At 45.3% G+C, this 21,981-nt stretch carries 22 protein-coding genes; 3 read left to right on the top strand and 19 right to left on the bottom strand.

The genetic code is table 11. The features are described from left to right. Positions 1-7 precede the first annotated feature (7 nt). The 13 genes from tssC to L4D79_RS02275 form a co-directional block, all read right to left on the bottom strand. Positions 8-1,486 carry a type VI secretion system contractile sheath large subunit gene (gene tssC / locus L4D79_RS02335; RefSeq protein WP_428646831.1) on the bottom strand — a complete coding sequence of 493 codons (1,479 nt, stop codon included), beginning with the start codon at positions 1,484-1,486 and terminating at the stop codon, positions 8-10. Further along, entirely contained in the window at positions 1,483-1,989 is a 507-nt protein-coding gene (gene tssB, locus L4D79_RS02330) for a type VI secretion system contractile sheath small subunit (RefSeq protein ID WP_428646828.1), read from the bottom strand. The genes tssC and tssB overlap by 4 nt, the downstream gene beginning before the upstream one ends. Before the next feature lie 24 nt (positions 1,990-2,013). Further along, positions 2,014-2,538: a type VI secretion system tube protein Hcp gene (locus tag L4D79_RS02325; protein WP_428646825.1), complete on the bottom strand. Its 525-nt coding sequence runs from the start codon at positions 2,536-2,538 to the stop codon at positions 2,014-2,016. A 52-nt stretch (positions 2,539-2,590) separates the two neighbouring features. Then, positions 2,591-4,012 carry a type VI secretion system protein TssA gene (locus tag L4D79_RS02320; RefSeq protein WP_428646823.1) on the bottom strand — a complete coding sequence of 474 codons (1,422 nt, stop codon included), beginning with the start codon at positions 4,010-4,012 and terminating at the stop codon, positions 2,591-2,593. Positions 4,013-4,108: 96 nt separating this feature from the next. Beyond that, positions 4,109-5,158, bottom strand: coding sequence for a hypothetical protein (locus L4D79_RS02315; protein WP_428646820.1), 1,050 nt, complete (start codon positions 5,156-5,158; stop codon positions 4,109-4,111). A gap of 30 nt (positions 5,159-5,188) precedes the next feature. Next, a complete protein-coding gene (locus L4D79_RS02310) occupies positions 5,189-5,488 on the bottom strand; it encodes a PAAR domain-containing protein (protein WP_428646817.1) in 300 nt (99 codons plus the stop codon). Next, positions 5,467-6,108: a DUF6931 family protein gene (locus L4D79_RS02305; protein WP_428646814.1), complete on the bottom strand. Its 642-nt coding sequence runs from the start codon at positions 6,106-6,108 to the stop codon at positions 5,467-5,469. Before L4D79_RS02305 ends, L4D79_RS02310 begins: the two co-directional genes overlap by 22 nt. Then, a complete protein-coding gene (locus L4D79_RS02300) occupies positions 6,109-8,172 on the bottom strand; it encodes a type VI secretion system Vgr family protein (RefSeq protein ID WP_428646811.1) in 2,064 nt (687 codons plus the stop codon). It lies immediately after the preceding gene. Next, entirely contained in the window at positions 8,169-9,254 is a 1,086-nt protein-coding gene (locus tag L4D79_RS02295) for an ABC transporter substrate-binding protein (RefSeq protein ID WP_428646808.1), read from the bottom strand. Before L4D79_RS02295 ends, L4D79_RS02300 begins: the two co-directional genes overlap by 4 nt. After that, on the bottom strand, positions 9,251-11,431 hold the full coding sequence (locus L4D79_RS02290) for an MFS transporter (RefSeq protein WP_428646805.1): 2,181 nt from the start codon (positions 11,429-11,431) through the stop codon (positions 9,251-9,253). Before L4D79_RS02290 ends, L4D79_RS02295 begins: the two co-directional genes overlap by 4 nt. Continuing rightward, a complete protein-coding gene (locus tag L4D79_RS02285) occupies positions 11,428-12,249 on the bottom strand; it encodes a hypothetical protein (protein ID WP_428646802.1) in 822 nt (273 codons plus the stop codon). Before L4D79_RS02285 ends, L4D79_RS02290 begins: the two co-directional genes overlap by 4 nt. A 311-nt stretch (positions 12,250-12,560) precedes the next feature. Beyond that, entirely contained in the window at positions 12,561-14,741 is a 2,181-nt protein-coding gene (locus tag L4D79_RS02280) for a DUF6351 family protein (protein ID WP_428646799.1), read from the bottom strand. A gap of 181 nt (positions 14,742-14,922) precedes the next feature. Then, the gene (locus tag L4D79_RS02275) at positions 14,923-15,156 is read right to left on the bottom strand and encodes a hypothetical protein (protein WP_428646796.1); all 234 of its coding nucleotides are present in this window, start codon (positions 15,154-15,156) and stop codon (positions 14,923-14,925) included. Between the two features lie 474 nt (positions 15,157-15,630). Here L4D79_RS02275 and L4D79_RS02270 point away from each other — a divergent pair, with 474 nt between their 5' ends. Next, the gene (locus tag L4D79_RS02270) at positions 15,631-16,074 is read left to right on the top strand and encodes a DUF2753 family protein (protein WP_428646793.1); all 444 of its coding nucleotides are present in this window, start codon (positions 15,631-15,633) and stop codon (positions 16,072-16,074) included. A gap of 34 nt (positions 16,075-16,108) precedes the next feature. On the opposite strand, the gene L4D79_RS02265 is transcribed toward L4D79_RS02270, so the two are convergent. Both L4D79_RS02265 and L4D79_RS02260 read right to left on the bottom strand, forming a co-directional pair. Then, positions 16,109-16,339: an alternative ribosome-rescue factor A gene (locus L4D79_RS02265; RefSeq protein WP_428646791.1), complete on the bottom strand. Its 231-nt coding sequence runs from the start codon at positions 16,337-16,339 to the stop codon at positions 16,109-16,111. 19 nt (positions 16,340-16,358) lie between these two features. Beyond that, positions 16,359-17,492 carry a serine hydrolase domain-containing protein gene (locus tag L4D79_RS02260; protein ID WP_428646788.1) on the bottom strand — a complete coding sequence of 378 codons (1,134 nt, stop codon included), beginning with the start codon at positions 17,490-17,492 and terminating at the stop codon, positions 16,359-16,361. A 621-nt stretch (positions 17,493-18,113) separates the two neighbouring features. Here L4D79_RS02260 and L4D79_RS02255 point away from each other — a divergent pair. Both L4D79_RS02255 and L4D79_RS02250 read left to right on the top strand, forming a co-directional pair. After that, a complete protein-coding gene (locus tag L4D79_RS02255) occupies positions 18,114-18,857 on the top strand; it encodes a MaoC family dehydratase (protein WP_428646786.1) in 744 nt (247 codons plus the stop codon). A 225-nt stretch (positions 18,858-19,082) separates the two neighbouring features. Continuing rightward, positions 19,083-19,574 (top strand): hypothetical protein, encoded by a 492-nt coding sequence (locus L4D79_RS02250; RefSeq protein WP_428646783.1) that lies wholly within the window; start codon positions 19,083-19,085, stop codon positions 19,572-19,574. Between the two features lie 44 nt (positions 19,575-19,618). Here the strand turns inward: L4D79_RS02250 and L4D79_RS02245 are convergent, their stop codons facing one another. The 4 genes from L4D79_RS02245 to phnN all read right to left on the bottom strand — a co-directional run bounded on the left by L4D79_RS02245 (position 19,619) and on the right by phnN (position 21,951). Next, entirely contained in the window at positions 19,619-20,146 is a 528-nt protein-coding gene (locus tag L4D79_RS02245) for a DapH/DapD/GlmU-related protein (RefSeq protein WP_428651679.1), read from the bottom strand. A 197-nt stretch (positions 20,147-20,343) separates the two neighbouring features. Further along, a complete protein-coding gene (locus L4D79_RS02240; protein WP_428646781.1) occupies positions 20,344-20,553 on the bottom strand; it encodes an LbetaH domain-containing protein in 210 nt (69 codons plus the stop codon). Between the two features lie 22 nt (positions 20,554-20,575). After that, positions 20,576-21,343, bottom strand: a complete 768-nt coding sequence (gene phnP / locus L4D79_RS02235; RefSeq protein WP_428646778.1) for a phosphonate metabolism protein PhnP — start codon at positions 21,341-21,343, stop codon at positions 20,576-20,578. Then, on the bottom strand, positions 21,340-21,951 hold the full coding sequence (phnN, locus tag L4D79_RS02230; RefSeq protein WP_428646776.1) for a ribose 1,5-bisphosphokinase: 612 nt from the start codon (positions 21,949-21,951) through the stop codon (positions 21,340-21,342). The genes phnP and phnN overlap by 4 nt, the downstream gene beginning before the upstream one ends. Between the last annotated feature and the right edge of the window lie 30 nt (positions 21,952-21,981).

The raw sequence follows: 21,981 nt of genomic DNA, 5'->3' as shown, positions 1-21,981 counted from the left end.
CGGGCTGTTAACCCGGTATTTTTGCTACCATGCGAACCGATGTAGTCAGCTCTTCCATCTGTAGCCATGGCCTCAAATGGGCAATTGCAGAGTACGAGCCCGGACGCCCTGGTTGCTCTACCACTTGGATCTGCGACTCACATAGCGGGGTTTTGGAACGTTCAGCATTGCCGACTGCACCTGAGTTGGTGTATTGATCAATCCAGGTTTGTAGCTGTTTTTGAATGTCGGTGGCTTCAAGGTTAGAACCCAACATGTCACGACCCATCACTTTCAGGTAATGCGCAATTCGGCTACTGGCCATGATGTAGGACAAGCGTGCTGAAATAGCGGCATTGCTGGTTGCGTCCGGATCCGCGTAAGTCTTGGGTTTCTGCGCAGTTTGGCTACCGATAAAGACCCCGTAGTTGGCATTTTTATAGTGAACCAAAGGCAACATACCCAAATCACTCAACTCTTTTTCCCGCTCATCGGTCAGGTTGACTTCAATCGGACACTGTTGCTGCAGATCCCCAGCAATTGACTTGAAGGTGAGGTTTGGCAGGTTTTCCACCTTACCGCCATTGTCCAAGCCCCGAATAGCAGTACACCAGCCAAATGCGGTATGGGCCTGCGTCATTTTCAAACCCAGTTCATACGCAGCGTTCGACCAAACCAATTGCGAATTATCGCTAGGTTTCGGGTTGCCATCGGTATCGGTAGCCAGCTCCTCATAGGCAAATGTATTGGTTGATAGTCCCTTGTCACCATAAGGTAGGCGGGCCAGTGTTTGCGGTAAAGTCAGCACCACATAACGGGCATCGTCACTTTCACGAAAGGCGTTCCACGAAGCGTAAGCCGGAGAATCAAAACCGGGGGCGACCGGCTTGCCTTCGTTAAAGGTTTCAAAACTATCAAGTTCGAACATTTGTGGGTTGGCTGCCGAGACAAATGGCGCATGGCTTGCGGCTGCCGTTTCGCCCATATAACGGAGCAAAGCGACATCTTCGTCTTTATGACTGAAGTTGTAATCACCGATCAGTGCACCATATGGCTCACCCCCTGCGGTACCAAACTCTTTCTGGTACAGGGCATCAAACAGTGGACTTCGGTCTACCGCCGGCGCATCTTCAAACTGCTCGAGCAACTCATCTTTGGAGAAGTCCACCAGCTTAATTTTCAGCGACTGACCTGTCTCGCTTTCACGAACCAGTTTATTGAGCCCACGCCAAGAGCCTTCCAAGCGGCGGAACTCATCTTGCTGCATGATGGCAGATAGCTGTCCGGACATCTGCTTATCAATTTCGGCAATCGCATTTTCGATGGTTTTCGTTACATTCTTGTCCCATGTAACGGTTCCATCTAGCGCCTGCTCGGCCAATACAGAAAACAACTCTTTCGTTGTATCTGCCGGCGTTTGGGTAGTAGCAGTAATCGCCCTATCCAATAAGCTCACCGAGCCCGCTTCTGCTGCAGCTTCGGCCTGTGCTTCTAACTCTGCACTCATGACTCATCCCCTTTTTTCTCGATACCCAGCTCGCTGGACAGTGCATTAATCTGATCAGCGCTTTGCAGCACCTCCTTTAGCAATTTCTCCAGATCACGGGAGCGATCTGCCTTCGATAGCAAGGTTTTCAATTGCTGCCGTGTTTCTGCCAGTTTCCTGAGCGGCTCAACTTGTTCGATCAGCGCATCCGGCTCGAAGTCTTTCATCGAATTAAACGACAGTGCCGCTTCAAACTGGCTATCATCATTGGCCAGTGTATTGTCGACTTTGAGCTTGAGCTCAGGGCCGACACGCTTCAGCACAGTATCGAAGTTATCTTTGTCGATTTGATAGAAAGAGCGATCTTCAAGATCCTCACGATCTTCCTTATGGGCAGAGAAGTCGCCAATGACACCGACAACGAAAGGTAGCTCCTTGGTTTCAACGGCACCGTTTGTTTCGACATCGTAGGTAATACTTACCCGGTTTTTACTGACACGCTTATGCTGTGAATTTAAGGCCACGTTGTATCTCCTTCCTAACTAGACTTAGCTTGCTTTCGACTCTAACTTGCCGGTTGTGCAGTCAAATTTGACGGTATCGCCTTTTTCGATCTTGCCGCCGTCACCTTCCTGGTAATACACCTTAGTGAGCGTGGTGTAGGTCAAGCTGAAGTCTTCTGCAGGTAAGTTGCCGTCCGAGCCGTTAATGTTGTAATCCGCAATACGGGCCTTTTCTAAGGTCATCACCAAGTAAGGATCAGCACCGGCACCATCACGGGATGGTTTGGTCAGTAGGATCTCAACCGTTTTCCCTTCCGAACCAGGCGCAAAAAGGAAAGTGGTAAGATGCGGAGATGCACCGTCAGAAACGCGTGAAATATTGACGGCATCAAGAGAAACCATGCCTTTATCGGCATTATTGGCGTTACCCACATCAACATTCACACCGCGGTTTGCCCCCCAGCTCATAGTATCGAGCGCAAAGAACCCTTTTTTACCACCAATATCCCCAACGGTTGCGGCACCTTTAATGTCATTCAGTCCGTCGATTCGCATAAAAATAGAAGCCATTATTTATCCCTCTTTATTTACAATGGTTGTGCATTAAAAATGAAAGATGTGATTACCATTCAATCTGTGACAAACCACCATTATCCGTACCTCGGTTTGTCGTCACTGAACGTTGAGTTGGTTCATCAAGGGGCATCGATACTGCGGATGACGCTTGAGCTTCACTAGCCTGCTCCCCCGTAGAGACAGGTGTCGATATTGGGTCCACGGGGCTATTGGCTGATGAATTTGCAGGTGTAAGTGGCGCTTGATATTCGGCACTTTCCAGTCCTGCAAGTTGTTGGATCCTTAAATTCACTGATTCTTGATCGCCTACCAGCTCTTGAAGCAGCTCTGGCAGCGACATTCCTCCCCATCGGATTGCCCTTTTCAGCAACAGGTAAATGGGGCTGTGTGGCTCTGCTTGCTGGAAATAATCTGAAATTTTCTGTAGTTCAACCAATGCCTGATCTCTAGAAGCTAAGCTCTGCACTCCAGAAGCCAAGGCTTGTGGAACTTGATGATGCTGGTTCATCGCTATAGCGGTTCTTGTCTCCTCTTTTGTATTGATTACACCCGTATGTTCTGATGATTGCGCTGCTGAACCATCCTGTGCTGATGGCATCAAAACACTTTCATCTTGTTGTGCTGAACATGGCTCTGTTTGATGTTCCTCCGTTACACGGGTATCCAGCGGCCAAGTAGCAAATTGCTCGCCGACCAGAAACTTCATTGCACTGATCAGCCGTTCAATTGATTCTTTGACGAAGCGGAAACTTACGCCATTCGCCCCCACAGCCTGACACTTCTCGCCTATCTCCCTTTCAAGTTCAACCATGGCATCGAGTACCTTTGCCAAGGAGAGGATCCTTACCTCTATGTCAGCTTGCTCTGCATTAAAATGCGATACGGCTTGCTGCTTCAGTTCTGCGAGGTTTCCAGCTTTTTCTGCGGCATAAAACCTGCCGTAATCGATATCTCCAACCAATGGCAGCATCTGCAAAGGCATATACAACAAACCACTTTCGGCTGTATCTCCTACCAGCTGCAAAAGCGGCTTCACCCTGTGTTCAACCACTTCTTTCGCCTGCTCTGCATCGGTTGCACCCTTGCGCTTTTTTTCCGGCAATATTGGCTGCAACGAATCCCAGTATTGATGGATGATTTGTTCAAACAGCGACAGTGCATTCGCTAAATTTTGCAGGGGCTCTGAGGTAAACACCTGTGAAACGGTGTACCAAGATAAGATCTCGACATCCTTTGAGTGCGCCTGCAAACAGCTACTGCACTCCGTCGCAAGGGCGATCCAATTATCATTATTGGCATTGACGGTCTCGACATCTTCAGCGGCGTCTGGTGTCTCTACCAATTGACGAAAAGACGACTGGGCAACATTAAAGGCATTGCGATAACCGCGGTATAACGCCCGGTTATCTTTGAGATATTCACCGCTTGGCTGCTCATCAGAGATAGGCTTTAGCAATTCATCAAACATATCTTTTTCGTCCTTGGTAATAGCTTTGACGCTCTTGGTAGTAGCTTTGTCGTCCTTAGCGATAACGTTTTAAGTCGCCGCGTTATTCGCCCCTGGTTAATGCTCTGCAAACCAGTTTGCAGCCGTACCTGTTATGCCGGGTTTGCGTTGGAAAGCCGTAAAGTGGCCCCAAATAAAACTGGACAGGTAAGAGATAGCCCATGCCTGAGCGGGTCCCGTATCTTGATTTGCAGCCAGTTGCGGATCGTAGGGGCCGCAGCGGATAATCAAAGGCTTCTTGCCGTTTGCATAAACGTTGTGCTCAACCTTCTTCTCTGTTACACGCTTATCCAGTAACCGCAGTTTATTGGTTAGCATTTTCGACAAGATATTGGTGGCTAAAAGCACCTGCTCGTCTCCTTGCGCCATACTGCGACACATCACGATAGCGGTGCGTAGCTTGTTGCCGACATTACCTTTTTTCGCGCCGGGAACAGTGATAACACAGCTCTGGTTATCCCAAACAAACACTGACTTTCCATCTAACTTTCCGAGCCTTGAAAGGTTATAAAAGGCATGCCCATACTTTTTCCCCCTCGCCATCTGGGAGACATTAAGCTGAAGCTCGACAATGTGAGGAATCGTGCGCTTTTCTTTGGGCCGATTGGTCACGTTACTGGTGAAATCAATATTCACCTGCAGGAAGAACTTCACATCCTTATATTCATCCTCAACCCCCTTGGTCCAAAGATCCTTGACCGCTGGCGATTGTTTGTCTTTGATTGCCTGAAAATTTTGGGTTTTATAGATGTAATTACGAAACGCCATCATTTGAGCAATCGTGCTAAAGACGATGGTTGCCCTTGCAATATCTTTCACCTCCAGCGGTGTTTTCACTCCAGATTTTCTATCGGTACTCGGGTCATCCCAGTCGGTAATGCCGCACTTCTCAGCAATACGCTCACGGGTTTTCAGTGGCCCACGCATAAATTTGATAGGCTTACCGCTTTCGCATTTCACATTTTTCGTCAGCTCCAACATAAACTTTTGCAGCTCTTTGTTGGCGAGTTTGGCCTGATCGACCAGCTCTTCAATTTGCTCCCGTTTATGGTAGGTATCCCAAAAAGTTGTTTGCGAAATAATGTCACCACGCGTGTAAGTCGGCATCGCTCCCTCCAATAAAGTTGTCGTTCCTCGTTAACCACCAATCTGCACCGTTGGCGCACCTACGACGATGGATCCCCCATGGCTTGTGGTATCTCCCATCCTTGCTGCGGGAGTGCTATTGATAAGCACTGTTGCGCTCCCTTTTGCAATGCTATCTGGCGGGCCAACACAGACTAATGTGTCACCCATCTTGGCTGCGGGCATGAAGCAAATGAGTACCGTCGCAGCACCCGGACCAACAACCGGCCCCCCAACGTGCGGTATAGGTGGTGTACCCGGTGTTTGCATCGGACAGGTGTGCATGTCCGTTAGTCGAGCAGCGCATGGCATTGATCACCTCCTTGTGTTGCATCTATTCCTTGTGCGGTTTTCCCTGAGCCACCGTTGGCAATATCAAGTGCTATCTCGAAAGCGCGTTGATAATATTTTTGGTGCCCATTCCTCACTGTTTTATTGCCAGATTTCCATTCGGGAATAACGGCTGCGGTATTGACTGCACCTGCTACCGCTTTTGCGTAGAGGTAGTCCACTGGCATCACAATCGGGTTATCTACCGGTGCAATACTGCCGGTACCACTCCAGAACACAGCTTGTCCCAACCACTTAGGGGCTCTGTCATTTTTCAATGTCACAATTTGCTTCTCGATGTTTCGCCGTATCGCCTCGTTAGGCTCTCTGACCCAGCGCTCACAATCATCAACAAGCATTGCCTCTGCCGCATTCCACTCCGTTTGTCGTAACCGGATTGACTGCACGCACCACCAAATTGCCTCTCTCATTGGTAACGCATGAGCGAAAAAATGAGCCAAGTCGATATAACACCCAGCTTTTGTAAGCTGTTCTATTACCTCTGTTGGTGAGCCTTCTCGCTGCACGGCGCCTTCGGCATCTTCTGACAACTCGATACCCGCTAAAATGGGACCTGAACTGATATAGGGTATTTTCTTCATCTAGTTCACCATCACTATTCCGCCCTTAACGGCAGTCTGACCACTGGAGCTGACCTCAGCCGTTGCATTGCCTTTCACCGTCGCGCCGACATCGCCCTGTAAGGTCGCATTCAACCCTTGAACGGTAGCACCGCTGGTGCCCTTGGCCGTGAAGCTACTGTTGGCCTGCAATGACATGGAGCTCCCCGCTTTTCCACTGAACGAGCCATCGGATGAGATACTGACTGAAGTACCTGATTGGCTTAGGCTTCCGCCATCAATCGAGACCTTTGAATCACCAGCAATTGCAATCTGGCTGCTGGAAAGCTCTATTTTGCTGCTGCTCATGACGATTTTGCTGTCGCCAACTTTTAGAGTCAGGGTGTCCGAACCGGTGATCGTAATTGACTTGGCCTGCGCAGAAATCGATTCATCAGCTTTTAGGCTATGCGACGCATTGGTGGTGACGGTTATGTCTTCTTTGGCTGTTAGCGAGTAACCTTGCTCAACGCTTTGCGTAATGTTCTTGGTGACCGACAGCGTCATCTCTCCACCAATGGTCTCTTGATGGTCATTAACCACTTCACTGGTAAAATCTTTGGCGGCATGAAGGTAAAATGCCTCACTGTCTTTCTTATCGTCGAATCTCAGCTCATTCGATTCACCCGCCAGCTTTGTCTTTAGGCCACTTTGGGTAGTATTCGCCGTCGGGTATGGGGGTTTATTGCTACTGTTGTAAACGCTCGAAACGACAACGGGCTGATCAGGGTCACCATTAATAAAGCTGACTAATACCTCTTGTCCGGCCCTTGGCAGAAACTGCATACCGTAGCTTCCGCCCGCCATTCCTTGAGCAACTCGAACCCAGCAACTGGTTTTATCGCCAGTTTCTGGGTCCCAGTGAAACTTAATCCTCACTCTTCCCAACGCATCATTGGCAGGCTCACCGTCCTTACTTCCAGCAACAACAGCGGACTGCAGGCCAAAGAGTGTCGGCTTTTCTTTTTTAGGCGGGTAATAAGATTGGTCTTCTGGAATACAGGTGAAATTCGCTTTACACGAAGAACGAGTTGAACCATCCTCACCAAATTCATAGTGAAGCTCGGAAACAAGGTAATTACCTTCCTCACTGCTTTGGGAGTGAGAAGCCAATGTCATGTAATGACCTACACAAAGATCCACTGACGATGAAGAGGCATAAACGCAATGGTAACCGGAGTCCTGCTGTCCTCGCTGAATGTCGCCGATGGATGAGGCTAAATCACTGTAGGTGCCGGTCGAACTGGCTGAAGGGTAACGGTAGTCAGTGAGCTTGGTATTGCCAGATACTGTGTATTTACTTTTTTTGGCTTTACTGGAGACCAGTTTCGATTGGTTATAGTCATAGCCTGCAATTTCCAACGATGCACTCAAAAATGCATGTTCGCGTTGCCATGTATCAAGTATATCGTTAACGCCTGAAGGTACCGCTGCGTAATCAAGCTTAACGGCTCCCTCTTTTGAGAAGGTTTTATCCGCCTGCTGTAAATAAAGCGTTCCTGCGTTGCTGTCTTTACCAAAGTAAAAATGAACACCTTCCTCTGCCAGCAAACGGGTAACAAATTGAAAGTCAGATTCGTTGAACTGGACACAATATTCTCGTTTGGTCGATGGCATGCTTTTGACGCTATAACAACCTTTGAACCCTAACTCATCGAAAATGGATGTGATAATGGTCTGTGTAGTTGCATCTTGGAATACACGGCAATTTCGAGAATATTTTAATAAAAACAACCAAGGTTGAACGGTAAGCTTGATGCTGAAGTAGGTTGAATCAATACGCTGAGACTGTGCTTGAGCTTTAACAACAACCCCTTGGAATTCACGAGTGGCACTGCGGCTATCCCCCAGCACGTTAAAAACATTGCATGTTAGCTGCTCCCCAATCCATGACGCGGGCTCGGATGAGGAGACCAAAACATCAACGGTCAACTGATAGTCCCCGCTCAAGGCTTCCTCAACCAATAAGCTAGAAGCAACAAATTCTTTATTACTGGCATTTTGAACCACCAGGTAACTGCCTTGGGTATCTAGGAGCTCATTCATTGCTTGTCCTCCCCTTCCTTGTTTGCGGCGACGACAGGCGTGGCATTCACTAAATTGGCAAACCGGATCAGTTGAATGGGTGGAAATAACGCCATTTCTCTGGCAACGGCCATGTTGATGGACATAGAAAAATGCCGCAGCTCTGCGATCGGTAATTCACCCGGCACTGCCTTTTCAAACAAGATTTTCACTGCCTGATTGGCGGCAAGCTGACCGACACGGTAGTATTTATTCGACACTGAAATAAGTGCAGATGATTTAGTCACCATGGAGTCATAGGCACTGGCAACGGGCAAGCTGTGCTTGATAGCCGATTGGGTAAACTCATCAGCATTCGCCAAGTTATAAGAACTTGAACCAACATAAACCACATCAACACCTTCTGCGGCGAGCTGCGCCATTCTGGCATCAAACTGATCAGGCAGGGGCTTATCCTGAGCATCAAGTTGATAAAGAGACTCCACCACCTCAAAATTCATTTCCGCTGCAAGGGCTTTAAGCTTCTGGGTATTAAGGGTCGAATTCAGCTCGGCGTCAGAGTAAATCACCCCCACTTTGTCGACGGGAAAGTACTCGCGCATTGCACGTATCTGAACATCTTCGCTGATGCGGTTTCGAATACCTGCCACCATTGGCCGACCGGTTGTATCATGCTGTTTAGCAATGTCGGCACCTACGGGATCTGCCACAATCATGAATAAGGCTGGAATATCGCCAAGCTTGGTTGATTCACCATATTCTTCACGCGTGCCCAACATCGCCTTGCTGACACTGGTCCCCCAAGTCACGACCAAATCAGGTGAGAGTGTTTTAGCTTCCTTAAGCATGCTACCCAACTGCGACCGGTCGCGATTCGCATTGCTTACAACGACTTCAACCGGGTATTCATTATTAGATAGGTAATCCTTAAACCCTTGGCAGGCTTCTTCACAACCGCGCCATACCGCCATATAAACCGTTTTTGTATGTTGAGCCTCATTCGCTTTATAGGCTCCTTTGCGCTGTGGTTGATGTTGCTCAGCAAAGATGCCACTAGAAAGTAAACTGAGTGACACAGATAACGCTAACAAAGGTAACTTCATACTTGTGCCTCCTGACTGACTTGCGAAGAAGGCGTTTGTGAAGAAGGTGCCTTTAAAAAGAACAGCATCAGAAGCCCACTAACCACTATACCCGCCCCAACAACGGCCATCGCAAAGCCGTAGTTACCAAAGGCCAATAGAGATGCAACTATGATTGGACCCAAGACACTGCCGATGCGCTCTGCGGTACGAAGAATACCCAGTACTTCCGTTCGACCAACTTCTGGTGTGGCTTCAGATGCTTCAAGAGCACAAGCAATGAGTGGTGCTTTGAGGATTGAGTGGGCAACTCCCATCAAGGTGACAGCCAGTAGGATCTTAAACAGTGAAGCTTCACCGTAGAGCGACAGTAAAATCACACCTGACAACACTGTTCCTAAAACAATAAGCTCACGTGTTTTCTGCGTTTTATCCGCAATCCCTGATGCGATAGGGCTTAGTGGGATAATGACCAGAGAGTAGATCATCATGATCCGGCCTATTTCTGATTGAGAGGCATCCAGTGAAACCAAATACAGAGGAACCAAGAAGTACAGAAAGCCAGTCAGAACAATTTTGGCAGGAATCGCACAGCAAACAACGACGGCGACAAAGCGAATATTCTTGGCCAGCAGGAACAAACCGCCTTTTTTCTGGGTAACGTTTCCATTAGCCGTTTCAATTTCTGCTGAAAACATCCGCCAAGCCAATACGCCAGCAAATGCCGCCAAGATAGCTGAAATCAAGAACACCGGTTGATAACCGATACGGTCTGCGATGATCCCTCCCAACGCGGTACCGCACATGGTGGCCGTCATCAGCACCCCAACAAAAATCGCCATACCCTTTGCGCGGTTTTCCGACGTCACAACAGCGGCAATATAGCTCTGGCAGCTAATAGTGATCACCGCATAACCAAGTGCCGTTACGCCTCGGGAAACAACAATATCCATGCTGTTTGTAGCATAAGCACAGCCTAGATAGCCTGCGATAGCGGGAATTAGCCCCAGTAAAAACAACCTCTTCTGACCAAAACGATCAACCAATTTGGCGGCAAACGGGGTGAAGGCTGCAATCACGAACATAAAAATAGATATTGGCAATCCAAGCATCATCCCCTGGCTGATCCATGAATTCGGTTCGTAAAACTCTGCCACATACAAAGGCATAAATGACTTTTGCAGCTCTTCACCAAAAGAGAAAACGAACAATGGAATGCGGGCATCAACAATATCCCCTTTTCTCACTTGTAGTTTCTGTTGTAAGTTGAATCTCTCTGCAATACTTTTCAGGTTTTTCCTAAGGCTGGCTGATTCCTGTTTGCTATCCGTGCTTGGCTTATGGCTCGAGAGATAGTTGAACAGCGTAGTGAATTTAATTTGCAGCTGTTTTGAATCTCGATTTAATTTGTTTGAGAAAGTCCCTATCGTGCCACGCTTTGAAGTCTGTTCATTGACAGAAAAATCCCCGTTGATCTGGCGCTTCAAAATTGTTTCAGACTCTTCTAGTGGGCCCGAGATGTACACCATAACCACCACCATCACCACTTCAAAGCAAACAAGCAGTACGGCGATCAACACAATGGCAATATCAAAAAAGATATCGAGTAATTGGGATTGAATGTAAGTCGCGTTCAATCCCACGAGGACAATTGCGTTGAGCTCATTCGTACGAGCAAGCTCAAGATGAAACACATCACTTTTCGGTGCAGCACCAGAAAACGGTATTGAAAGGACTGAAGGGAGAGCTTTGATGGCAATAGACATACGCTCAGCAAAAGAAGCGTTGAGGTACTCGGTAGATGTCACTGCGAACTGCTGTGTATTTTGTGCATCACCGCTCGTTAGTGTCCCACCCTTATATAAGATACGGTGATGTTCGACGCCTAGTACCCCTTTAACGGTTTGACGAACGGCAATAAAATTTAGCTCGGGATAGTTAGATATCGCCTCATCTAGATAACTATCCATCCCTTTGATTTGCTCTAAAGGCACACCCGCACTAATCGCTAATTCAACATCATCATGGACGAGTTGTGCAACAAGATTAGCTTTTTTCAAAAGCTCAGGTTTAATTGAAAAATTAAACTCAGCCAAGGTGTATAACGCGCTTAAAATCGACGCAAATAGTGCACTAAGAACTGTTATTAAAATTAGGCGACGGTTGATAAAACTCGCCAAGCTTTTTACTTGGCTCATTGGCTCACCTCAAAGGTATTGTTATTTTTTTCGCAATCTTTCCGGTTAAGGTTTTTATGCGACGAATCTTGAATTTTTTCAATTTCCTCAGAGACATGAGTCTTCATTTTCTCGCTTTGTATGATCTTATTTGCAAATGTCTTCGTCATTTTCCCTGACGGCAGTTTTTTAATGTGCTGTGAGCCGTGTGTCGAGTAACCATGGATCAACTTAATCACATTGGTTACGTCACTAAGCCCAAATCGTACGGCGAGTAACACAAGAAAAGCAGATAGTAGAAAGAGTACCACCGTCACTTCCAATAGGTGTAACTGCACTGCCGTGTAAACCCCAAACATTGCCGTTTTATCGTACTCAATAACAATGCTACCCATTAACTGTCCAAAGCTATCTTTTACCTGTAACCCGCTATAAAGGACATCATCAACACTTAACAACCAATAGGGCTCGCTTGAATTCAATGCTCGTCGAACGACATCATCTGGGATAGTCGTTCCCTTGGTAGTCTGCGTTTGTATGGCAGTACTTCCTTTAACGTCAATGAAACTAACCGCATTAACATTTTCTTCCCTGAGACGTGCATTCTCAAAGTTTGCTTTCAGGTTAGTGGCCGAGTGAAGCGGGATCCCAAGCCGCTCGACACGCTTTATCGAAGACTCTAGAGAAGATGAAATAACCTGAAGCTTGGACGAAACAACCTGAGACATCAGGTTATCAAACTTCATATAATTCATCAGATACAATAGGCCAAGCACTGAGAGTAAAATCACCCAAACAGTGATAACTAACCTTAAATGCACTTCCAAGAAAGCCTTCATTGGCCACTACTCCTACAACGTGACTCTACCGCTAATCAAATAATTAGCAGGCAAAGGAAAAAAATGTGCATGAAAAACGTCTTTGTTTTAAAAACCGGATCTTTATTCGGAAATAAATATTTAAAATTTGTGTTTTTGGAAAGTTTTACTAGCGAGTCAATTAAATACCACAATAACTTTGTTGGTATTCATTCACCAGGTAAGAATTAATAACCACAGCAATATTACTGTTAAATATAATTCCGCCAATATAATATAAACAACCCACCTATTTAAGGTGGGTATTTCATTACCATTAAATCAATCAAACGCTAGTGATAAATGACGTTATTTATTGAGCTTGGTCTCCCCCTATCTCCTAATGTGTAATCACACACACCCTCAGGAAAAGTTTGTTCTAATGCAGCTAACCGAGCCGTAACGTTAACCTCACCATATATTCCCTTCTCTATCGCTGCCGCAACAGGGATTGTGTGGCACTTAAATATGCTTCCTTGCCATGGAGCACCCGCTTGAATACGGCTATTACTGTAAATAGGAAATGCATCAGCACATGGACCATTTTCTTGGCCATTCCACAGCCCATCAAATACCCCTTTCCCAGCAGCATGTATATTGCCATCAGCATCAAAACAGGTATCTGTTGCTAACTGCGGTTTAGTTGTCTTCACCTTCTGCTGATAACTCATCGCTTCAGGTTGATCCTTCATCGCCATCAACCATTCATCCATAAGCTCATAGGCTTGCTCAACCGGATTAAACTGCTTATCTGAAATCCAAATTACATGATTATCAGCCTGTTGCATTTCATCTAATATCCTCAGCCGAGTAGCAAATGAAGCAGATGTATGGTGCATATTCAAATCATCTTCCAAGTGATGGCGAATATCGATAATGGGTAAACTGACTCGACCAATAAACACTTGGCCATATTGATAAGCACGCTTAATGGTCGAAATTGGTGCAGAACGCCGTTTTGCCGGAATAGTTTTGTCTTCAGTAACGTTATGCTCCCCCCATAGTGATAACCATAACGGTGGAATACTTGCACTGAGGCTTAATTTTTTCTCCGACTCCATTGCATCAAATGGCTTCCATGCACCAATTTTCTGATTTATTTCAATAAATTCATCTATGGTGATTACCTTGTCACGCAGTGCCTGTAAGCCGTATTGGACACCAACATTGTCCCAGGTCGATTGAGCAAAGCCTTGCTCGTCCTGACCATAGATATGGACAAGATCCTGCCAATAATTCCAATTAACCTTTTCGACAACCGATTCATGATAATACGGCTTCAAAAAACCCTGGCGCGGGTTATTAAGATAGCTACTTAAGCCAAAGAAACCGTTGATACATTCACTATTTCCCTGCGGAAATTCCGGTAGCTTAAAACGAACTAATTGATTTAATGGTTGCAACCAACCAAATCGTTGCTCAGCTTTATTAATGGCTCTCAGTCCTTCAATATGCTGACGAGACTGCCAATCTTGCCATTTATCACGATCACTTGCTCTAAAGCTGAAATAGGTATTAAGTAAATCGCAATCTAAGGCATATATCGACACACTAACCATGTCTGGATATGAGTACAAGGGCAACAGACCATCGAGTATCCCTTCGCTGTTTTGGGCAATAAGATACTGGGCTAGCCCTCCCCCTGATCCACCAATTCCAACGGTATATAGGGGCTCACCGAACAAGCTAACAAACTGTGCTTTCACCCTTCTTGCCGTATCCTCAGCCAGTAACATATTGTAGCCGTAGCTGGTTTTGTTACCACTAGAGGCAACCACAGCATACCCCTTCCTGATTTGCGCCAGCTCTTTTTTGATCAATCGATGAAGCTTCATCTTGCCCTGCCGGAAACCTAAGCCTGAACCACCTTCAAAGCGATAAATTAAGCGTTGATTCCACACCTTGGAGCTTTCTTGAGAACCGACCTCACCGATCTCTATCGGCATAGCGATCGAATAGATGTAGCGGTTGATCGTCCCTTTTTCGACTCGGATCAGTATTTCATTATCACTTGGTGGATTATTTTTAAGCTCCAACTCGGTGCGATTGGAAATGACATTATTTTCATCTACGACAACGTATGACAACTGTGTCCTGAGCGCACAATCTTTAGAATAGCCTATACGCTTAGTGCCATTGAATGGATCATAAATAGGTACTCCATACCCCTCTTGATTATCAACGACGGGTTGACCTAAGCCAGAGTCGACGGTCATACAGAAAAAAGGGTGTTGGTTCGGGCCGGAATAGAGTGAGTTAACAGGGCCGATTTCGCCCACTTTAATCGGAAAAGAAAAGGTTTCTTCAGGTCGAGGGCTTTGACTGATATGCCCATCGATCTCCAGCAAGTAATTTTGCTCAATCGGTGCAAGTGCCTTGACTTGCCGAGCAACAATACCGTCTTGGTTATCAAACTGTAAGATTATGATAAATAATACAAAGAGCCCAAATACGCCTAATATCAGTTTTTTCATAGCATCAACAAAGCATTATTCTCCTCTGTAGAGTTTAGCTTCGTTACGATGCAGCAAAATCTTGAGATTTAGATATCGCCAAGCAGATGTAAACTACTTAGATACAAGCACCTTAAAAACAAAACCTTGGTACTATTAAATGCAAAAAGGGAGCACTCAATCGTGCTCCCTTTTTGAAAAATTATGGCTCTTCTTGCTCTTGCTGAATGTCAGAGCAGAACTTCAGCTCACCACTTTCAATGTGATGGCACAACGGTGCCCGTCCATTGTGAACATTTTCGACTTCTTCCCACTTCCCCGCAGATTGAACGCTTCCCGCGAAAAGAAACCCGGTTACTACCGCTCCACACCCCACACCGAGGATTTTTTTTGTTCGGCGCGTGTTACGTGCCTTGATTGAAATTTGCTTTTTCATCTATCTATTCTGTTTTCTTGATTCAAGACTATTCGGTCCGTGACAAAAAAGTACCAACCCAATAGTGTGTTTGCATTCAAACAGCTGATAACTCAATGACCTAGCCAGCATCAAACTGTCACTTTTTTAACATAGCCACACCTAAGCCATTAAAAACAAAGGACTTCACAGGCTACACACTCCCGTTACAGGGTGAATCATGATGCAGCCTGAACAGAAAATAAACAACCCTGATTTTGGTCATTTTTAAGAAAATGGGTATCAATGTGTGAATAGAAAAAAGCAAAGCATGACATTATTGACGACTAGTTATACATGATGTGACCTATGCCTCACTTTTGACTGGGAGAGCCTGAAAATCACAATATCTACAGAAAATGAATAAAATGATGTTGCCGCCATTATTGATAATAATTATCATTAGCGAGAAGGGTAAGTATTCATTTACTAATTAGACAGACGATAGGAGGGGTTATGGACGCTGACCGCTGGGAAAAGCACACGTTATTAGCAGATGATGCAGATCGAGATGCGAAGCCAATGATGGCCGTACTGCATTATCATCTTGCCCTAGCTGAATCTCAGCAACTCTCTCCTGTAACAGGGAGCCTAGAAGAGCTTGATGAATTACTAACGATTAAAGTGATGTCTTGCCACAACCTTGCAAACTTCTGGCGGATGCATGGTGATAGTGAATATGAGCTGAAATACTTACAGCTCGCTACTGAAGAAGTGATGGCCCTACTGCCACAATGCCCAAATACCAGCTGTAAGAGTTTCATCTCTTCGCTTGGCTGCTGCAAATCAGCCTTGATCGAGTATTTAAAACGCCACCCGAATCCGATTATAGCTAAGCATGTCGAACGATTACATTCTCACAATGAATGCGAATTGATTGTTAAATTCCAACTGCACTAAATTAGAAAGAAAGTCCTATTCAATAAAACGGCAATTACGCAGCCATTGAATAGGACTCTCGTCCTGAATGTTTATCCTTACGTTGAAAACTCCCCTTTCCTTTTTTCGCTTTTACTACGCGAGTTTTAAATAACTGGCTGGTAACAACCGCTTTTAGCGCGTTGTCTTTGATTGTGCCCCTACCGAAATCTGTATCCACAGAATTCGCTTCATTTATATCGATGACATCCACTTTTGCGAATGACGACTTTCTCTTCTTCGCCATAAAATCCTCTTTGAAAGTTCTAGGTTTTACTCTCTTGCTGCTTGAACCGCTGACGATACAGCTTAAGGAAGTGAAGTACAATCTCCCTTGCAACATCTGTCTCGCAGTTGGTCAAAAAAACCATCCCAGTTTGTGTATGACGGTTAAACAGCATTTCAGTTCGGATCCCTTTCACCCAGCCCCCATGATGAACAAACCCAGAAATCCCCTTATAGTCAAAAGTCCGCCATCCTAAGCCGTAGTAGACGTTGCTGAGTTTCGCCCGATAACGATACTGATTCGCACGAATGTGCGGCTTGTGCATTATTTCCAACAATGGCGGCTGCAATACAGACGGATTATGACCAAATTGCGCTAACATCCATTTCGCTAAGTCTTGTGCACTCGCATTGACACCAGCGGCAGCCGGTACCCGGTAGTAATATGGCGCAGGCTTAACTGGCGCAAAACCCGCTTTCACTTTGACATGTGGGGTAACACGGTTACCTGACTGCTTAAACCCCTCCATACCATAGGATGCATGATCCATTTCAAGCGGTAGGAAAATGTTCTCTTGCACAAAGCTCGAGTAATCCATTCCGACGGCCAGTTTCAGCATGTCAGCCGAAAGGTTGTAGACCACATTTTGGTAGCCGTAACACTTGCCCGGATCACAGACAAACTTGACTCTATCAAGCATCTGAAGAATGCGCGTGTACTTAACATTATCTTCTATCAAATCCGAATAGGCTTGTGGCACCAAGCCTGTGGTATGAGATAACAAATGCCGCAATGTCACGTCTTTACCAAGCTGTGGATCACTGAACTCTATGTTGTCCAAATAAGGAACGACATGGGTATCCCATTCTATAACGCCCTGATCAACAAGGATCGATACAGCAGCTGAAGCAAACGTCTTAGATATTGAGGCCAGTGGAAATACAGTCGCCGAATCAATCTTCTCTTTACTACCTTTTTTCGTTACACCGTATCCGCGTAACAGTCTGATATCACCATTAATAACAACGGCTAATGAAGCACCTGGTATTCCCTTCTTAACCGCTTTTTTGACATATTGATCAAGTTCAACTGCCATATCGTCATGTTCCGCGCCAACGACAGGGACTGAAACTAGCAACCACACGGCTAGCCCCAGTGTCCGATAACTTTTCATCAATTTTACTACCTAGCCAAAATTATATTTACCAAAACACGCCAACGTGTTTGGTTACTATTAATTCAAACAGCTTATTCATTTCAAACAGCATGGCTATAAGCGTAGACGTATCAAGGAAGGGGCTTTTTTCTCTCAATTGAGAATGAATGTCAACTTGGTGACATTATTGACAAGTTAGCAATTTCAATACATGACGTTTTTTCGAAAAGAATAAAATATTGCTATTTTTTAGAGCAATCTGAATTAATTTACTCTAATATGAACTTGCTATCTATTGGTTTTATACAGTGTATTTTTATGCTTTTACCAAGAAGATAATTATACAAGTGTACGCTGAAATATAGTACACGTGTACGCCGAAATAACTTACATGTGTAAGCTTAAACTGTAGTGAAACGGTTATTTTATTAGCAATTGAATATCAAGAGTAAGCTTGGCTAGTATTTTTACACTAAACCTAATAAAAACCCTAGGCGTTAAAAAACAACAAGTTAAAAGAAGAGCATCAAGAAAACCGAGATCTAGAACACATTTTTTCTTTTAATATTTTGAATTCCTATTACAATACATCGCCTTGATTCGGCTTCAGGCAGTTTTTTAATAATAAGGTATCAAGTCATGAAAGTTGTCGATTATTTTAAGCAAAAACGTGGTGACCTATCACTGCATGCATTTGAACTAAAAGACTTACTCTCTCCGTCATTGCGCGAGCACTGGCTTGATTTCGTTAACCGAGCAAACAAAACTCAGTTAGGTTCTCTTGTTATGAACAAGCAGTCTGCATCTAACGATGATGTTGTCGAACAGCCTAGCAAAACAAAGATAGAAAAAACTGTTGTGGAAAATATCGCCTCTGAAGCTGCTGTACAAACTCCGGCTCCTATTGAAATGAAGCCTGAAGCGGAAGCTCTATACAAAGAACTGACGGCTACCCTTGGTGAAGTTATCCATACTGGTGAGTGGATGACCGTCGATCAGGGCCGCATTAACCAATTTGCTGATGTTACCGAAGATCATCAGTGGATCCACACTAACCCAGAGCGTGCAGCAGAAGAGTCTCCTTTCAAGACTACGATTGCTCACGGCTTTCTGACCCTGTCACTGCTATCGGTTCTGACCGACAGCGTTGATCCTGAGAATCAGAAGTTCCCTACGGCTAAAATGACCGTTAACTTGGGTTTCAACCAGATCCGATTCCCGTATCCGGTTAAGTCTGAAAACCGTATTCGTGCTACGACAAAAATTCAGTCTGTTAAGCCAGTTAAGCGTGGACTAGAGATAGTTCAAGAGCTAACGGTACAGATTGAAGGTGTTCGTCGCCCTGGCTGTGTCGCAGAATCGGTTATCCAGCTTCACTTCTAACTCAAGAAGTAGCAAGCCAACAAGTATCACATGCCAAAAGCTCTCAGCTTTTGGCATTTTTGTTTCTACCCACCAAACCTCCCCCATCGATAAAACTGCGTGATATCTCGACACTCAACCATACCTTGCTTGCATAAGCATTATTTTACTCATACAATCGCACCAAATTAAAAAACATTATTCAAAATAATTAACCATACTATCAATTAAGCTCAGCCTTCCATTATGATTAGACTTGTTACCGTCATTGTTTTAGTTGCTTTTTTAGCCATTACTGCAGCAGTGAAAATGTTAGACATCCAGTCCGATGCACGAAAATCGACACTTAACTCTATTGGGTCAACGATGCATACTACATCGGAGATTGTTCATACAAAGGCTATCGTGAATGGCCTAACCTCTGCTTGCTATGTCTATCAAGACGAAACAACATTACGTGCTTTCATTGAAGGTATTTACATCTGTAACGGGTACCCAACTGCACATATTGATAACGTGAAGAAAGCCTTCAATATAAGCAAAGACCTTGAGGTAAATAACCGAATGCAAGGTGGAGGTCGAATAGCATATGTTTCTTTTAAAGAAGTAACCTACCTTACCGATGAAGAAACAAAGGTGGTTTCAGTCTCTCCAAAGTGCTATGTCAGCTATAGGGACGCAAAAAGAACAAGTGGCCCTAAAATCTATGATGTACAAGTAGAACTAGAAGACTGCTAAAAAAACCGTGCCAAGGCACGGTTCTTCATATCAAAAACACGCGACTAACCGAACTGCTCCAAGCCATCAAGAAAGGCTTCGGCGCCTTGCTGAAATAAGTGAAGATTGCTGCGGATCTTGTCATCCTCCCAGTCCCACCATGCTAATGCTTCAAGTTTTGACCCCATGTGGGGATCCTCAAAACGAGACCTAAGCACACGGGCTGGGTTACCGACGACAATCGACCAAGGTGGTACGTCTTTAGTCACCACACTACCCGCCCCGACAATAGAGCCGTTGCCAATAGTAATTCCTGGCAGAATAATGACGCCGTGGCCAATCCAGACATCGTGGCCAATAACGACCTTGTCTTCTTCCCGCCAAGCAAACACTTCATCATCTAGCGTTGCCGGATCATCTCCTAGTTGGTACTTGCCTGGACGATAAGTAAAGTGATGCAACGTTGGTCGCCACCAAGGGTGGTTACTCGGATTAACCCTGACACTTGCTGCGATAGAGGTAAACTTCCCAACTTCGGTAAACATCAAATTACTGTCGTTTTGAAAATATACCCAAGTTACCTCAAGATGCAGGATTCAGAGGGTTGTCAGCTCATTCAATGCAAGGCGAAGATTTGCAGAAATGGCATTTCCTTTTAAAAAGCTTCAACGAAGGAGTGGATGGGCTGACACCCTCCCGAAGGGCGAGTTTTCTAAGCTTTTATACTACGTTATTGTTTTTCAATTTAGAGCCACTAGATCTTCAAAACAAAGCCTTGTCTAAAAGCTTATTAATTCTCGCTGAACCTGCATCTTGAAGTAGCTTGGGTATAGTAATAATCCCCGACTGACACATTGTTCAAAATACATCGGTCAGCGATTTCTACCCAACGACCAAGTTCAACATTATGCAGTTTACTGGTGTCAGCAATACTTGGCTTCGAGCTGAGGGTTGGAGAAAGTGGTTGGTTCATCGCTTTCCGATCATGTTCTTGGCTCATATTATGACTCATAATTCATGACTCAAAAGTTAAATTCCTGTCCATCGGACACGAGGAAGAAATCGTCATCAAAGGCTTGTGGATTCGCCATCGCCCAGCTTTCAAACGTGTGTCCAATATGAATCAAGCCCATTTGTTTCGGCCGGCACTTCTCTTTGAGTGACTTGGCGAGCACCACATCGTTGTGGTTGATTGGCTGCTCCCCTGCAGTTCGATCAACGGGTGGAAAACTGCAATCAATCAGCATCAGTTCAACAGGGTTATCAGCAAACCACTGCTTAACCTCTACTGGCAAATCGACAGTATCAGTCAGGTATGCGATACGTTTACCCTGACACTCAAACACATAACCAAAGCAAGGCTTGGAGTGAATCAATGGCACAGGGGTAATGCGGATGTCCCGCCAATAGAAATGCTCGAACGCTTGTCTAGGTCGCTTAAAATCTAAGATGCCGGGATGTTTAAAAAGATCATCGCAACCCTTAGGATCATCAGGGCCAAACACCGGAATAGACATATTCAGCCCCCAACGAAGATCAAACAGGGACTGAACATGATCCATGTGGTAATGAGTCAGTACAATACTGTCGATACTACCGGCAGGAAAACGAGATAATAAATCTTCAGCATTGGCATCCAACAGCAATTTTCTGCCTTGATAGCTAATAAATGCCGACGTTTTACCTCGCCGGTACGCTGGGTTCTCCTTCGCACGTTCGCAAGCAATACAATTGCAACCGTACACAGGTAATAACCGAGCATTACCCGTCCCTAGTACCGTTAGCTTCATTGCAATATCCCCTCACCAGATTGTGTTGTATAGTGTTCGAGCTTAGGTTGAGAGCTCTGATATTGACTGTACTCTTCAATAAATTGCTCGATGGTTTGCTGCAATGAACCGCTATTATCTAAGACAAAGCCGCTGTCCGGACACTGTCCACGGTAATACTCAGCTCTCGCAAGCCGATCGACAATTTGATCTACTGTCTCTCGCCCTCGCGCATAAAGCCGTGCCTCTAGCACCTCAGCACTGACATCGACAATGATAGGAACGACTCGATAGCCAAAATCCATCATAGCTTGCTCAAGATAGGCACGGGAACCATTGACCACCACATTTAATCCCTGAGACAGCCAAAGCTCAATTTCTTTACCCAAGGCATAGTAAAAGCCGTTTGCCTGCCAGCTCATAGCAAACAAACCTTGCTCCTTACGCTGGGTAAACTCTTCCATTGATAGTTCGACATGATTCTCACCACCCGCTTGTGCAGAGCGGGTGATATAACGATGTGCGACCAAAAGCTGTGTCGGATAAAGTGTACGTATCGCCTGAAGCAGGCTATCTTTGCCTGCTCCGGACGCGCCCATTACATAAAATAAGGTGCCTTGTTTGCTCAACGCAGTTCTCCTTGCGTTTTTCTTTAGCTT

It is taken from the genome of Photobacterium satsumensis, assembly GCF_050336935.1.
GTDB classification, from domain to species: domain Bacteria; phylum Pseudomonadota; class Gammaproteobacteria; order Enterobacterales; family Vibrionaceae; genus Photobacterium; species Photobacterium satsumensis.
This window is presented reverse-complemented; position numbering and strand designations above follow the sequence as displayed.

Bases quoted from the DNA above. Each gene is read 5' to 3' on its own strand.
- L4D79_RS02295 (WP_428646808.1), bottom strand. From the start codon at position 9,254: ATGAAGTTACCTTTGTTAGCGTTATCTGTGTCACTCAGTTTACTTTCT.
- L4D79_RS02315 (WP_428646820.1), bottom strand. From the start codon at position 5,158: ATGCCGACTTACACGCGTGGTGACATTATTTCGCAAACAACTTTTTGG.
- L4D79_RS02255 (WP_428646786.1), top strand. From the start codon at position 18,114: ATGAAAGTTGTCGATTATTTTAAGCAAAAACGTGGTGACCTATCACTG.
- L4D79_RS02280 (WP_428646799.1), bottom strand. From the start codon at position 14,741: ATGAAAAAACTGATATTAGGCGTATTTGGGCTCTTTGTATTATTTATC.
- L4D79_RS02290 (WP_428646805.1), bottom strand. From the start codon at position 11,431: ATGAGCCAAGTAAAAAGCTTGGCGAGTTTTATCAACCGTCGCCTAATT.
- phnP (WP_428646778.1), bottom strand. From the start codon at position 21,343: ATGAAGCTAACGGTACTAGGGACGGGTAATGCTCGGTTATTACCTGTG.
- tssC (WP_428646831.1), bottom strand. From the start codon at position 1,486: ATGAGTGCAGAGTTAGAAGCACAGGCCGAAGCTGCAGCAGAAGCGGGC.
- L4D79_RS02275 (WP_428646796.1), bottom strand. From the start codon at position 15,156: ATGAAAAAGCAAATTTCAATCAAGGCACGTAACACGCGCCGAACAAAA.
- L4D79_RS02270 (WP_428646793.1), top strand. From the start codon at position 15,631: ATGGACGCTGACCGCTGGGAAAAGCACACGTTATTAGCAGATGATGCA.
- L4D79_RS02265 (WP_428646791.1), bottom strand. From the start codon at position 16,339: ATGGCGAAGAAGAGAAAGTCGTCATTCGCAAAAGTGGATGTCATCGAT.
- L4D79_RS02260 (WP_428646788.1), bottom strand. From the start codon at position 17,492: ATGAAAAGTTATCGGACACTGGGGCTAGCCGTGTGGTTGCTAGTTTCA.
- L4D79_RS02305 (WP_428646814.1), bottom strand. From the start codon at position 6,108: ATGAAGAAAATACCCTATATCAGTTCAGGTCCCATTTTAGCGGGTATC.
- L4D79_RS02240 (WP_428646781.1), bottom strand. From the start codon at position 20,553: ATGAGCCAAGAACATGATCGGAAAGCGATGAACCAACCACTTTCTCCA.
- L4D79_RS02285 (WP_428646802.1), bottom strand. From the start codon at position 12,249: ATGAAGGCTTTCTTGGAAGTGCATTTAAGGTTAGTTATCACTGTTTGG.
- L4D79_RS02320 (WP_428646823.1), bottom strand. From the start codon at position 4,012: ATGTTTGATGAATTGCTAAAGCCTATCTCTGATGAGCAGCCAAGCGGT.
- L4D79_RS02325 (WP_428646825.1), bottom strand. From the start codon at position 2,538: ATGGCTTCTATTTTTATGCGAATCGACGGACTGAATGACATTAAAGGT.
- L4D79_RS02250 (WP_428646783.1), top strand. From the start codon at position 19,083: ATGATTAGACTTGTTACCGTCATTGTTTTAGTTGCTTTTTTAGCCATT.
- L4D79_RS02310 (WP_428646817.1), bottom strand. From the start codon at position 5,488: ATGCCATGCGCTGCTCGACTAACGGACATGCACACCTGTCCGATGCAA.
- L4D79_RS02300 (WP_428646811.1), bottom strand. From the start codon at position 8,172: ATGAATGAGCTCCTAGATACCCAAGGCAGTTACCTGGTGGTTCAAAAT.